13 protein-coding genes are annotated in these 12,674 nt (G+C 58.5%); 4 read left to right on the top strand and 9 right to left on the bottom strand.

The annotated features are described in order from the left end of the window. Positions 1 to 3 precede the first annotated feature (3 nt). From ASD12_RS18505 to ASD12_RS18495, 3 genes are all read left to right on the top strand, one after another. Positions 4 to 666, top strand: a complete 663-nt coding sequence (locus tag ASD12_RS18505; RefSeq protein WP_082525522.1) for a 5-formyltetrahydrofolate cyclo-ligase — start codon at positions 4 to 6, stop codon at positions 664 to 666. Positions 667 to 764: 98 nt separating this feature from the next. Then, positions 765 to 2,360 (top strand): cytochrome c oxidase subunit I, encoded by a 1,596-nt coding sequence (gene ctaD / locus ASD12_RS18500; RefSeq protein ID WP_056589073.1) that lies wholly within the window; start codon positions 765 to 767, stop codon positions 2,358 to 2,360. Positions 2,361 to 2,417: 57 nt separating this feature from the next. Continuing rightward, on the top strand, positions 2,418 to 3,038 hold the full coding sequence (locus ASD12_RS18495; RefSeq protein WP_056589070.1) for a Tim44/TimA family putative adaptor protein: 621 nt from the start codon (positions 2,418 to 2,420) through the stop codon (positions 3,036 to 3,038). A gap of 128 nt (positions 3,039 to 3,166) precedes the next feature. Here the strand turns inward: ASD12_RS18495 and ASD12_RS18490 are convergent, their stop codons facing one another. The 8 genes from ASD12_RS18490 to ASD12_RS18450 all read right to left on the bottom strand — a co-directional run bounded on the left by ASD12_RS18490 (position 3,167) and on the right by ASD12_RS18450 (position 10,750). Further along, the gene (locus ASD12_RS18490) at positions 3,167 to 3,988 is read right to left on the bottom strand and encodes a universal stress protein (protein WP_056589068.1); all 822 of its coding nucleotides are present in this window, start codon (positions 3,986 to 3,988) and stop codon (positions 3,167 to 3,169) included. Positions 3,989 to 4,169: 181 nt separating this feature from the next. Beyond that, a complete protein-coding gene (locus ASD12_RS18485) occupies positions 4,170 to 4,463 on the bottom strand; it encodes a hypothetical protein (protein ID WP_156398615.1) in 294 nt (97 codons plus the stop codon). Between the two features lie 87 nt (positions 4,464 to 4,550). Next, positions 4,551 to 6,086: an FAD-dependent oxidoreductase gene (locus tag ASD12_RS18480; protein ID WP_056589062.1), complete on the bottom strand. Its 1,536-nt coding sequence runs from the start codon at positions 6,084 to 6,086 to the stop codon at positions 4,551 to 4,553. A gap of 255 nt (positions 6,087 to 6,341) precedes the next feature. After that, complete coding sequence (fsa, locus tag ASD12_RS18475; RefSeq protein ID WP_056589058.1) at positions 6,342 to 6,998, bottom strand: fructose-6-phosphate aldolase; 657 nt, start codon at positions 6,996 to 6,998, stop codon at positions 6,342 to 6,344. A gap of 136 nt (positions 6,999 to 7,134) precedes the next feature. Continuing rightward, on the bottom strand, positions 7,135 to 7,506 hold the full coding sequence (locus tag ASD12_RS18470; protein WP_056589056.1) for a DUF488 domain-containing protein: 372 nt from the start codon (positions 7,504 to 7,506) through the stop codon (positions 7,135 to 7,137). 240 nt (positions 7,507 to 7,746) lie between these two features. Next, positions 7,747 to 8,199, bottom strand: a complete 453-nt coding sequence (locus ASD12_RS35765) for a cytochrome c family protein (RefSeq protein WP_156398614.1) — start codon at positions 8,197 to 8,199, stop codon at positions 7,747 to 7,749. Next, positions 8,192 to 9,961: a GMC family oxidoreductase gene (locus tag ASD12_RS18455; protein ID WP_056589048.1), complete on the bottom strand. Its 1,770-nt coding sequence runs from the start codon at positions 9,959 to 9,961 to the stop codon at positions 8,192 to 8,194. Before ASD12_RS18455 ends, ASD12_RS35765 begins: the two co-directional genes overlap by 8 nt. 27 nt (positions 9,962 to 9,988) lie before the next feature. Continuing rightward, on the bottom strand, positions 9,989 to 10,750 hold the full coding sequence (locus ASD12_RS18450) for a gluconate 2-dehydrogenase subunit 3 family protein (protein ID WP_056589045.1): 762 nt from the start codon (positions 10,748 to 10,750) through the stop codon (positions 9,989 to 9,991). Positions 10,751 to 10,901: 151 nt separating this feature from the next. On the opposite strand from ASD12_RS18450, the gene ASD12_RS18445 reads away from it, so the two are divergent. Further along, complete coding sequence (locus ASD12_RS18445) at positions 10,902 to 11,789, top strand: LysR family transcriptional regulator (RefSeq protein WP_244482890.1); 888 nt, start codon at positions 10,902 to 10,904, stop codon at positions 11,787 to 11,789. A 17-nt stretch (positions 11,790 to 11,806) separates the two neighbouring features. Here ASD12_RS18445 and ASD12_RS18440 read toward each other — a convergent pair whose 3' ends face one another. After that, positions 11,807 to 12,628 carry an ATP-binding protein gene (locus ASD12_RS18440; RefSeq protein WP_056589043.1) on the bottom strand — a complete coding sequence of 274 codons (822 nt, stop codon included), beginning with the start codon at positions 12,626 to 12,628 and terminating at the stop codon, positions 11,807 to 11,809. Positions 12,629 to 12,674: the final 46 nt, after the last annotated feature.

Below are 12,674 nucleotides of genomic sequence, written 5' to 3'. Positions count from 1 at the left end.
GCAATGTCTGATCAGGAGGATTTTCCCTTGGAAACGCGAGAGTACGCCTCTCCGCCCTGCTTCATGCACGAACTTGTTCCAGGATATGGCGGCGACTCCACTATGCAGGAAGCCTGGCCGGATGTCTGTCGATGGCGCAAGGCGGAACGCAAGCGCCTGATCGACGAGCGTCTCGCTGTCGACGCCGAGGAACGCCTTGCGAGGTCTTTTCGCATCGCTTCCGCTCTCGACCTGGCTGTCGGCCGGGTGAGCGGCCGCATCATCAGCGGTTACTGGCCTTTTCGAGGCGAACCGGACCTTCGCAACTGGGCGATCCGGGTGATCGAGCGCGGCGGGCGCATCGCGCTGCCGGTCGTCATCAAGAAAGGCTGGCCGCTGGAGTTTCGTATCTGGGGGCCGGGAGACCCGCTCGAACGCGGAGTCTGGAATATTCTTGTCCCCTCTCATGGACCTGCCGTCCAACCGGATGTGGTCATCGCGCCCGTTGTCGGTTTCGACCAGGCAAACTATCGCCTGGGTTATGGCGGCGGCTTCTTCGACCGAACGCTGGCCGCCGCGCCGAGGCGGCCTCTCATCGTCGGCGTCGGTTACGCCGGCAGCAGGATCCAGACCATCTATCCGCAGCCACACGACATTCCGATGGATGTGATCGTCACGGATGAATGAATGAGTGCAGGCAAGACCTGGTCCCCTTGCGACGGCGAACCGCAGATCCATCGTTGAGTCTGCCCTGCCTGCTAGCAGCAAAGAGCAGGAAGCACATCATGTCCAATCAAACCACGACCTTGGATGACCACAAGCCCCGGTTTCTCGTCCGGTGGCTGTTCTCGACCAACCACAAGGATATTGGGACGCTTTATCTGCTGTTCTCGATCATGGCGGGGGTCTTCGGCACCGCGCTGTCCGTGTTGATCCGCATGGAGTTGCAGGAACCGGGTTTGCAAATTTTTGGCGATCCGGGTGTCTACAACGTCGTCGTCAGCGCACATGGGTTGGTCATGATCTTTTTCGTCCTGATGCCGGCGCTGATCGGTGGCTTCGGCAATTGGATGGTGCCGATCATGATCGGGGCGCCTGATATGGCATTCCCGCGCCTGAACAATATCTCGTTCTGGCTTCTGGTGATGTCGTTTATCCTGTTCCTCACCTCAATGTTCGTTCCAGGAGCGCCCGGCACGCTCGGTCATGGTGGCGGCTGGACGCTCTATCCGCCCTATTCGACGGACGGCCAGCCGGGTCCCGCCGTGGACCTCGTCATCCTGTCGATCCATCTTTCGGGCGCTTCCTCGATCCTCGGTGCGATCAACTTCATCACCACCATCTTCAACATGCGCGCACCCGGCATGACGATGCACAAGATGCCTCTGTTCGCCTGGTCGATGCTGGTCACCGCGTTCATGCTTCTCATGTCGCTGCCGGTGCTCGCCGGCGCAGTGACCATGCTTTTAACCGATCGCAATTTCGGGACGACGTTCTTTTCGCCATCCGGCGGCGGCGATCCTATTCTTTACCAGCATCTGTTCTGGTTCTTCGGCCATCCCGAAGTTTACATCATGATTCTGCCTGGCTTCGGCATCATCAGCCACGTCATCTCGACGTTCGCCAAGAAGCCGATCTTCGGCTATCTCGGCATGGCCTATGCAATGGTGGCAATCGGCGCGATCGGCTTTGTTGTCTGGGCACATCATATGTATACGACCGGCCTGTCGGTGGACACGCAGCGCTACTTCGCCTTCGCGTCGATGGTCATTGCCGTCCCAACCGGCGTGAAGGTGTTTTCGTGGCTGGCGACCATGTGGGGAGGATCGATAGAGTTCAAGACACCCATGATGTGGGCTCTCGGTTTCGTCCTGCTTTTCACCATTGGTGGCGTCACCGGCATCATGGTTGCGAACCCTGGTATCGACCGCGTGTATCACGACACTTACTTTGTGATCGCCCACTTCCACTATGTGCTGTCATTGGGCGCGGTCTTCGCCATCTTCGCCGGCTTCTACTACTGGTTCCCGAAGATGACCGGCTACATGTACAACGAAACGCTGGGCAAGCTGCATTTCTGGCTGATGTTCATCGGCGTCAACCTCGTCTTCTTCCCCCAGCATTTTCTGGGCATGGCCGGCATGCCGCGACGCTATGCAGACTACCCCGACGCTTTCGCTGGCTGGAATTTCGTGTCGTCCATCGGGTCTTACATTTCAACGGCCGGACTTGTCGTCTTCTTTGTCACGGTTGCTGAAGCTTTCAGCCGCAGACGCCAGGCCGGCGCCAATCCATGGGGCGAAGGGGCGACCACGCTGGAATGGCAGCTGCCGTCGCCGCCGCCCTTCCATCAATGGGAACGCCTGCCGCGCATTGTCTAAAAATTCAGCTCCGGTTCCGAACCGGCGCCTGCTTCGACATTCTGTCGGGAGAACGTCATGAACGAAACCACAGATCCAAACAACCAGATTCTGCTCGTGGCGATCATAGCGTTCTATTGGGCATTGCTGGGCAGTTGGAGCCAAACTCTGCCGCGCTCAGGCAACGACAAGGCCAAGCGGGACGATGCGCCGACAGAGCAACGAACCGGCAGTATCGACGACACATCCTGCGCGGACACGCGCTTGGATGCGATCCGAGAGATCGACCCAAATTTCGACCTTGCCGCGTTTCTGACCGGCGCCAAGATGGCTTATGAAGCTATCCTGCGCGCGTATGCGGACAGCGACATCCCAACGTTGAAGCGCCTCGTCGGGCCGGAAGTGCTCGATATCTTCGAACGAGCGATTGCCGGCCGCCGGGATCGGGAGGAGATGCTGCAACTCACCTTCATCGGCACGAACGAAGCAAAGGTCGTCGACGCTCTTGCGGAGAATAGTACCGCTGAGATTGCCGTTCGCTTCGTTTCCGACGTGGTCAGCGTTACACGCTCGGCCAACGATGTGATCGTCGCCGGCGATCCCCAGCAGATCGTTGAGGTGATCGATACGTGGACGTTCGGCTGTGACACCCCGTCAACAAAGCCCAATTGGATGTTGATCGCCACGGAAGGCGAGTAACGAGTGAATGCTCATCTGATGCCTGCCTGACAGCCTTGTCACTATAGATGGGCGGTCAACCCGGAGCGCTTGAGCCGCGCGGAATTTGCAGGTTTTGACAATGCGCATCCACGACTTGCGTATCACGATCAATTCGACATGACCCGGTTCAGTCGATCATTTTCAAGCAGCGAGCGGGTAGCACCGCCAAAGATCCACTCCCTGAACCTGCTGTGGCCGTAGGCGCCGGATATGATCAGATCCGCATGCATCGCGTGGGCCACATCGGCGATCGTTCCGCCATCGGATTTTTCCGGAAAAACTTCCGCCGTCGCCTTTACGCCGTGAAAGGAAAGCAAGGCAACAACATCGTCCAGACTGTTCCAGGTTTCATCGGTCGCGTCATCTTCGATCGTGATTACACGAACCTCCTGAGCCATTTGCAAAAAGGGCATGGCATCAGTAACCGCACGCCTGGCTTCACGCGTATCCTTCCATCCGACAAGAACCTTGTTGATGCGGAAATCTTCCTGGTTGGTCGCGGCGACCAATACAGGTCGTCCTGACTGAAGGATCAGATTGCCGAGATCGGTGGAACGATGAACGTTGCCAGAAGAGGCGCCCTCGGGCGACGCTGTGACGATAAGATCGGCCAGGCGCGCGGAGTCGATAAGCAAGCGGGTCGGATTGCCCACAGCCCCGCGCCATTCCGTATCAACCGAAGCGCCAGCAAGACTTTCGAATTCCGCGCGGAGGTCCTCAATTCGTCGCTCGATGCTCTCGCGCTGGCGCATCATGCTCTCTCCTTCGAATGCCACCCCTCCTTCCATCACAACGGGCGGCGGAACGTCGGCAGCCGAAAGACCTATCAGGCGCGCGTCGAAGCGCTGGGCCAGATCGACACCGAGCTTGATCACGGGTGCGACCATACCGTCGATGTCGAGATTGAGAACGATAGACTTGTAGCTCATTGGGTTTTCCTTCCATGGGTTGGAATGCCGGGGCGCTAAGGGAAGCGCCAACAAGACCTCCTGCCGCGAGACGCGGCTTCGCAATGCGGCGACCCTCAGGTCTGCCCGCAACGTTTCAAAAATTCGATGACGAACGATCAAGTAGTGAGTGCGTCGGCCGGCGTGATCGTGAGATCCTCGCTTACTCGAACATGATCCGTTCGGTACCTCTTTTTGCGATCAACAGTCTCCGAGCCTCCTGGATCCGCTCAGCCTGTTGTTTGGTGTAGGGACCCATCGGCCGAGTCTTTTCATCGCCGCGACGAACCCGGCAGTACCAGCGGCCGCTATCCGAGAAGATTTCAACTGAGGTCGGAGTATCGTTGGCCACGTCATTGGCGACCTCGCCCGTGAATGTCACGATCTTTGAATGCTGGGCGGGCGCAACCGTGCGCAAACCACTGGTGACGCCAAGTTCCCGCTGCTCGGTGGACATAGTCGAACTCCTTTCGGTCACAACGACATTCCGCTCTGCCATTTCTGATTGCGCTCTTCTCGGATCAGAGCGCTGGAATAGCGCTTCCTAGGTCGCTATTTGGCGCTCCATCTCCACCTCTGATTTTAGACTTTCGATGTCGCGGAAGATCGAAGCGACAGCCAAGGTGCGACCTTCGCGCTTGAAGCGCAGCAGGCAATCCTTGGCGGCGATATCTCCATCGACTGCGATCTCGTCCCATTGCTCGGCATGGCCGACATAGTTGATGGGAACATCGTAATGCTGGCTCCAAAAGAACGGCACGGCGACGAACTTCTCGCGATGGCCGAGCATGTTGAGCGCCGCTGTCTGTCCCTGCCTCTCGGCAACTATCCAATGCTCGACCCGAATGTTGTCGCCACTGTGCGGATCTGGCCAGCGCGCAATGTCGCCGGCCGCGAATATGTCTGGTGCGCTCGTCTCCAGAAAGGCATTTACGACGACACCACGGTCAAGGATGAGCCCCGCCTTTTCGGCAAGCCCGGTCCGCGGGTTCACGCCGATACCGGCGACAACAAGGTCCGCCGGCAATCTTTTGCCGCTGTTGAGTTTCACCGTGCTGCCGTCGATGTTACTCGCGGTATCCTCGAGATGGAAAACGACACCATTCTCCTCATGGAGGGCACGAATGAAGTCGCCCATTTGCGGACCCAGGATCCGCTCCATGGGCCGTTTACCCGGCGCCACGACATGAACCTCGATGTCGCGCGAGCGCAGGGCCGCGGCAACTTCAAGGCCAATGAAACTGGCGCCAAGCACGATGGCGCGGCGTGCAGTCGTGGCTTGTGTGATGATCGCCTTGCAATCTGCGAACGAGCGCAGCGTATGGACGTGTGGCAGATCGGCGCCGGGAATGGTCAGGCGGACCGGTTCGGCTCCGGTCGCAAGCAGCAGCTTGTCGTAGGGAGTCCGCCCCCCATCGGCGAGCACAACTTGGCCAGAGCGTTCATCGATGCTGGCGACATTCGCATTGAGGCGCAGATCGATATCGTTCTTTGAGTAAAAGCTTTCTCCACGAAGTGGAACCCAGTCCTCCGGTGCTTTGCCGGCGAGGTAGTCCTTGGAAAGATTGGGCCGATCAACCGGCGGCGCTGCGTCATTGCTGAACATGACGATGCTGCCTCGATAGTGTTCGCGCCGCAGTCTTTCAGCCGCTCCGAACCCGGCCGCGCCGCCGCCGACAATGACGATCTTCTCGGTAACCTCGCCGGTGTTCCCACCGCGCTGCTTCGGTGCCGTCCGCTTGCGCTTCTCGCCCACGAATATCCTGTTATCGCGCAGTTCCACCGACCAGCAGGCGAGTGGATTGAAGGCAGGGGCGCGCAAGGCCTCGCCTGTGCGCAAATCGAAACATGCGTGATGCCAGGGACACCGAACGGTATCCTCCACCACAAGACCGTCGACGAGCGGGCCGCCATAATGGGTGCAGGTCGCGCCAATGGCGAAGACCTCGGTCCCACGGCGCACCAGCAGCACCTGTTCATCGCCGCAATGGCCTACCAGCTTTCCGCCATCGGGAAGATCGGAGAAGGGGATACCCTGAACCAGATCCGGCCCGCTTGGTTTGGTATGACCTTCAGCCATTTCCTTCTCCTTGGCGAACCTGGGTCAAAAATCACTCTACGGCCGAGACGCGGGAAATCTTCCTGCCTACCAAGGCTCGGAACTGCGCGCCTGGTTGGGATGCCGTCAGGTTCTTGGCACCGGCATAAACATCACTGGACGCTGCTTGAGCAGCTCACACGACAGTCTCCCGCCATCTTCGGTATCATGCAAACGAATTTAATCGGCAATTGCATGCAATTTTTATGATAGCCGCCTGCGACCCCTGTGCGACGATTACAGGATCGCTTGCCCCGTCTTGCCCCAGTCGGCAAGAAAGGACTCTAGGCCCTTGTCGGTGAGTGGATGTTTGGCGAGGTTTCTGAGTACTGCGGGTGGCACGGTAGCGATATGGGCGCCTGCCATCGCCGCCTGTTTGACATGGAGAGGGGTGCGAATTGAAGACGCGAGGATTTCCGTCATGAAGGATTTGTCGTTGTCGTAGATCGCCCGGATTTCTCGGATCACCTCCATGCCATCCAGGCCGAGATCATCGAGTCTGCCAACGAACGGCGAAATGAAGGTCGCGCCTGCCTTGGCGGCAAGTAGAGCTTGGTTGGCTGAAAAGCAGAGCGTGACATTGACCTTCCGTCCGAGCTGATTGAGCTCCCGGCAAGCCCTGAACCCATCCCAGGTGGATGGCACCTTGACGGCCACATTGGCGGCAATGTCGGCCAAACGCTCTCCCTCGGCGATCATGCCGTCAAAGTCGATCGCGGTGACTTCCGCTGAAACCGGACCTTCGATCGTCTGGCAAATCTCCTTGATCACATCCCTGATCGGTCGACCGGTCTTTGAGATAAGGGACGGGTTTGTGGTCACCCCGTCGAGAACGCCAGCAGCAGCAAGCTCGCGAATTTCAGATATATCGGCGGTATCGACAAAGAATTTCATTGCTTTTCTCCTCAATGAACGCGCCCAACGACGATTGGATGAATTTTCTTTGGTTTGGTTTCCGGAGTTGTCGCTGTCGTGATCGCACGCCCTATGTCTTTGAAGGCAATGGCAGTGCAGGAGCGACGTGACGTCTCTATCGATGTCTCAGCAAAATCTCTCTAAGGACGACCGCATCGTTGTGGGCCTCGTCATGAGCCGAGTAGACGAGTGTGACAGCGTACTCCCGTATCAGGTCGCGCAGTCGGTCAAGTTCATCGCGATGCTCATGGATTTCCGCCGCATATCGCCGGCGGAATTCCTCCCAGCGGGCTGGATCGTGTCCGAACCATTTCCGAAGCTCGGTGCTTGGCGCGAGTTCCTTCATCCAATGGTCGATGGCGGCTTCGGTCTTCTTGACCCCGCGCGGCCAAAGCCGGTCAACCAAGACTCGCTTGCCATCGTCGGCAGCCGGGCTCTCATATGCCCGTTTCAACTTTACTCTCTCGGTGAAGATTTTTTCGCTCATCGACGTCGTGTCCTGTCCGTCTTCGTGTCGTTGACAGCATCGAGAAGGCCGGAGGAGTCGTTTCTAAGGATTACCTCGTCGGCTTGATCTGATACGAACACTAATATGTCGCCGCGATATCGCTCGATCCAGTGATGGCCCGCACCATGGCTGCGTAGGTAGTCACCGATCTGATGGACCGTGGAATACCCCAGACCCTGGTGCAGCAGGAGTGCTTTGCACCGGGACAGGTCGCCCGACTCAGGGGTCAACCTTCTGTCCTTGAGCGTTGAACTGTTTCAGATAGGCGATTACGTCGGCGATCTCCTGGTCCTTGTTGAGACCGGCGAATGTCATCTTTGTGCCAGGCACCAGTTTGCGCGGCGCGCGCAGATACGTCGTCAGCGTCGGCTCATCCCAGGTCAAACCCGAATTCTTGTTCGCCGCAGAATAACTGTAATCCGGATATGCACCTGCCGCTCGGCCGACGACGCCATTCAAGACCGGACCTACTCCGTTCATTGCGTCAGGGCCCACCTTGTGGCAGGCCATGCACCTCCTGAAGACGACGGCGCCGGCTTCGGCGTTGCCTCGAGATGTATCCTGCGCATGGGCCGAACCGACTACAGTTAGAATTGCGGTCGTCAATCCAACCGACCAAGTCTGCCGGAGCCGAACTACGTATCCGGCTCCGGCAGACGCGGCATTAGGCATGAACCAGCGGACCGGGATTCTTCAGATACTGATTCTTGATCGCGTCCACCGCCCAGTAGGCAAGAGCGCCTACCGGTCCGGTCGGGTTCTTCCCCGCGTTCTGGGGAAACACACAGGCGCCGGTGACGAATACGTTCGGGACATCCCAAACCTGAAGATATTTGTTCAGAACGCTGGTGCTCGGGTCGGCTCCGAAGACTGCCCCGCCTGTATTGTGCGTGCTCTGATAAGGCACGATCGAATAGGGGACGGGGGGAATGCTCCGATCGACCTTGGTCGCACCCATCTCCTTGGCGATCTTCACACAGATGTCGGCCTGACCGTTCATTTGCTTTACCTCGTTGTCCTGGAAATCGAACGTCATCCTCATCAGCGGACGTCCAAAGACATCGGTGTAGGTCGGATCGAGGCTTAGATAGTTCTGTCGGTAGGCCATGACCGCGCCTTGATTGCCAACGCTTGCCGCGTGGTCATAATTGTCGACCACTGCCTTTTTCCAGTCGGAGCCCCAACGCGGCGTGCCGTGGGGTGTTGGATGCGACTGGATCGGCCGGGCACCCGAGTTGCTGCAGCTGATACCACCGCCGCCGATGTAGCCGGCTTTCGCGAAATCGTAGTTGTCGCCGTTGAAATCATCCATGCAGGTGCCGAGCGCGCCGGCGCCCATGAAACGATTCAGGATGGTTTTCTTGTCGAAGAAGGCGGTAGCTCCGCCACCGCACTGATAGGCATAGTTGCGGCCGACCACGCCCTTCCCTTTTGCCGGGTCATAGGGCACGCCAATCCCCGAATGCAGCAGCAGGTTGACGTTGCCGAGCGCATAAGCCGACAGGATGATGAGGTCGGCAGGCTGTTCGAATTCGCGCCCGCGTGCGTCGAGATAGGTGACGCTGACCGCCTTCTTGCGGGTGGAGTCGAGATTGACCTTCAGCACGATCGAGTTGGTGCGCAGCTCGAAATTCGGGTTCTTCACCGCCAGCGGGATGACGGTAAAATGCGGACTCGCCTTGGCATTCGCCTCGCAGCCGAAACGTTCGCAGAAGCCACAGTAGTGACACTGGCCGAAGGCCACGCCATCCGGATTGATGTAGTCCCGCGACGCGTTTGACGATGGGTTGGGGAAAGGGTGGTAGCCGAGATTGCGGGCCGCCTTCTCGAACATCACCATGCTCTGCGCAGCAATCATCGGCGGATTGGGGTACTCGTCCTTTCGCGATCCCTCGAAAATATTGCCACCATCGATCTTCCGACCGTTAATATTGCCGGCCTTGCCGGAGGTGCCGCAGGTTTTTTCGAACTTGTCGTAATAGGGCTCGAGATCGTCATAGGTGATCGGCCAATCCTGCAGGTGCATATCCGAAGGGACGATCTTTTCGCCGTATTTGTCGATCGTCCGGGTGCGCGCCTGATGATCCCATTCGAGCCAGCGCCAGGTGACACCGTTCCAGTGCACGCCGGCGCCGCCGACGCCCTGGCCGGGCAGGAATGAGCCGAGTTGACGCATCGGCAGCGCCGTTTGCGATTCACTGTTGCGGAATGTGATGGTTTCCCGCCGCACGTTCTGCATGAGGTCGTGGCGAGCGGCGTAGCGCAGTTCGTCATGGATCTGCGGGTCGATAAAGTCCGGATTGGTGTCGCGTGGCCCTCCCCGCTCAAGGGCGACGATTTTCAGCTTGGTCGATGCAAGCTCCTTGGCAATGATGCCGCCTGTCCACCCAAGACCGACAATCAGGACATCGACCGCGTTGAGTTTGGTGGCCATGTTATAGTCTCCTTCTTCTTTCGTCGATTAAATGAGATCCTGTATGCCCTTCGGATCAGCCGTATAGGCCTTGTTCCGAAACGGTTCGATCTTGTCCATGTACATGGCGTCGGCGCCGGGGAACCCGATCATCTTCCAGGCTGCCCTATCCTTGTTTCCGCCATACATCGGGTCGGCGAAATAACCCTCGATCGTGAGCTGCAGCAGAAGCCCGAAGAAGGTTGCGGTCGGCACTGTTGGAAGCTCCACCTTCTTGCCGTCGAGTTCGGTCATGATCGCGGCGCGATCTTTTTCCGATAGGCCGTCGAAGGTGCTGTTGTGGTTCTTCTGCACATAGGCACTGAAGTCGGCGATGCCGGCCCGGATCAATTCCGATGGCGTCGTCGGCAATTGATAGCCTTGTTCTGGCGTGCCCTCGCCGAACGGCCCTTCCAGATACAGCCGGTCGCCCTTGCCGTATCCGCCGGCCATTTGCCGATCGATGTAGATCGCAACGCCGAGTTCCTTGGCGCCGGGGCCGGTTGAATCGCTGGGAATGAGCGTATCGACCGCCGCCTCGACGAAGGCGGATTCGTTGACATTGAAGAATTCGTAGCCCGAGTCCCCGGCATAGGATTTCGTGACGTCGGTTACGTGATGGAGCGGTTTGCCGGCCGTCGCGGCCACCATTTCGTCCGCCGATGCGGATCCTCCAAGCGGCAGTGTACTCGCGGCCGCGCCAGCCGCGCCGAACAGCTTCAGAAAGTCGCGACGCCTCACATCGCCTTGGCTCTTTTCTCTCGTCGACATGATTTCTCCTGTGACGCTGCAGGCAAAACGATGTGTGAGGATGGAGAGAGCTTGCGCCCGCTCCAACCGGCGCTGCGCAGCATCCAGCGCTAGGCTTGGTGGAATTCTGCGAGCCTAGTGCTGGAGCTAAGTATCTAGCAAACGAAATTGATTGACATTTAAACGCAATTTTTATGCTATGTCGGTCATGGACATCGAGCTCGCCCGCACCTTTATCGAGATCGTATCGACCGGGAGTTTCATTCGGGCCTCGGAGCGCCTGAATGTCGCCCAGACGACCGTAAGCGCACGAATCCGCAACCTCGAGCAGCAATTGGGCCGGGCGCTTTTTATTCGCCACAAAGGCGGAGCTTCGCTCACCCCGGCCGGTGAGCAATTTCTGCGCCACGCCCCGATGTTCGTCCAACTATGGCAACGCACCCTTCACCAGGTAGCCGTGCCCCCGGGACGCCGAGCTGTTCTGACGGCCGGCAGCGAAGTCAGCCTTGCGCAACCTCTTCTGCTCGATTGGGTCCGGTGGATGCGCAGCTCGCTTCAGGATATTGCACTTCGAGTACACGTCGATGTGCCGCAGGATTTGATCAATCAGGTCGCGTCGGGAATGGTCGACTTAGCTATCATGTACGCCCCCCCGCACAGACCGGGTTTGAAGATCGATCTGCTTCTGGAGGAAAAACTCGTCCTTGTGACTACCAATTCCGAAGCGCGCCTGCTGGACGAATCGGATTATGTTTATATGGATTGGGGGCCGGATTTTGGACTTCACCACGGGATGAATTTCCCGAGTGCCGCGCCGGATCTTTCTTTCGATCTCGGTCCCCTCGCACTGAGCTATGTTCTTGCGACTGGCGGCTCCGGATATTTCAGGATGAGTTCTGTGCAGCCTCACCTAGAGGCCGGCCGGCTGCACCTTGTGCCTGAAATGCCGCAGTTCTCCTATCCGGTTTATGCGGTGCAATCCGCAAGTGCGGACGAGAGCGTGGTAGGTCCTGCCCTGGCAGGATTGCATTCCGTCGCACGCGGCGAGACCAAATTGTAGGAACTCTTGTTGGACGTTTAAGTGCCCGCTTGGATTGATGGGAATAGAAGGTCGACTGTCGTTCCGACCCCTCGTTCACTCGTAATGCGGATCTGGCCGCCAACCATCTGCGCTAGTGCCTGCACTTGCGACATCCCTATCCCGGTGCCCTTTTCGCCCTTTGTCGTGAAGAAAGGATCGAACACCTTTCGCAAGACTTCCGGAGACATGCCGCAACCGTGGTCTTTGACGCCAACGCACGCGTAGGTTCCCGGCCCGGGCGGGTCAGGTGTCGCCGTCGTTTGCACCAAACGCTCGGTGATGACGCGGATCTCGCCGCCATTTGGCATGGCATCGCGCGCGTTCATGACGAGATTAAGTACAGCAGCATCGAATAGCGCGGGATCGATCAGGCAGTCTGGGATATCGGAGCCAAGTTCGAGCTTGACGCGGACGTCGGGTCCCGCGCCATACCTCAGGAATGGCTCAAAAGACCTGAGGAACTTATTCAAGTCTCCAGCGTGGGCATCGAGTTCCTGGTGCTTTGCAAAGCCGAGCAACAGCGACGTCAATTCGACCCCTCGATCGATCGCTTCCCGCGCTGCGGCAATATAAGCACGCACGCTTTCGGGCTCGTGGGCTCTTCTCTCGGCGAGCCCGAGCCCAGCTTCGATTACTGCCAGGAGATTTTGGGCAAGACCGCCTGTCATCTCGCCCAGCGCAGCAAGCCGGTGCGTTGCACGCTCGCGTTGCTCTGCAGCTGTTCGGACATCGAGAGGCGTGTACGGCACCTGGGTGCGCGCGTCGGGTTCCGCCTGAGATGACGTTTGAGTTTCACACGGAAACACGCAGCCTGTCATGAAAGTCGCCCCCTATAGGTCACGGACGACACCCAAGAAACTCGCG

It is taken from the genome of Mesorhizobium sp. Root102 (assembly GCF_001425625.1).
Lineage (GTDB): Bacteria > Pseudomonadota > Alphaproteobacteria > Rhizobiales > Rhizobiaceae > Mesorhizobium.
The sequence above is the reverse complement of the archived record's forward strand: the minus strand, read 5'-3'. Positions and strand labels throughout refer to the sequence as shown.

Coding starts and splice junctions, on each gene's coding strand:
- ASD12_RS18440 (WP_056589043.1), bottom strand. CDS start 12,628: ATGACAGGCTGCGTGTTTCCGTGTGAAACTCAAACGTCATCTCAGGCG.
- ASD12_RS18490 (WP_056589068.1), bottom strand. CDS start 3,988: ATGAGCTACAAGTCTATCGTTCTCAATCTCGACATCGACGGTATGGTC.
- ASD12_RS18485 (WP_156398615.1), bottom strand. CDS start 4,463: ATGTCCACCGAGCAGCGGGAACTTGGCGTCACCAGTGGTTTGCGCACG.
- fsa (WP_056589058.1), bottom strand. CDS start 6,998: ATGAAATTCTTTGTCGATACCGCCGATATATCTGAAATTCGCGAGCTT.
- ASD12_RS18495 (WP_056589070.1), top strand. CDS start 2,418: ATGAACGAAACCACAGATCCAAACAACCAGATTCTGCTCGTGGCGATC.
- ASD12_RS18505 (WP_082525522.1), top strand. CDS start 4: ATGTCTGATCAGGAGGATTTTCCCTTGGAAACGCGAGAGTACGCCTCT.
- ctaD (WP_056589073.1), top strand. CDS start 765: ATGTCCAATCAAACCACGACCTTGGATGACCACAAGCCCCGGTTTCTC.
- ASD12_RS35765 (WP_156398614.1), bottom strand. CDS start 8,199: ATGCCTAATGCCGCGTCTGCCGGAGCCGGATACGTAGTTCGGCTCCGG.
- ASD12_RS18450 (WP_056589045.1), bottom strand. CDS start 10,750: ATGTCGACGAGAGAAAAGAGCCAAGGCGATGTGAGGCGTCGCGACTTT.
- ASD12_RS18455 (WP_056589048.1), bottom strand. CDS start 9,961: ATGGCCACCAAACTCAACGCGGTCGATGTCCTGATTGTCGGTCTTGGG.
- ASD12_RS18470 (WP_056589056.1), bottom strand. CDS start 7,506: ATGAGCGAAAAAATCTTCACCGAGAGAGTAAAGTTGAAACGGGCATAT.
- ASD12_RS18480 (WP_056589062.1), bottom strand. CDS start 6,086: ATGGCTGAAGGTCATACCAAACCAAGCGGGCCGGATCTGGTTCAGGGT.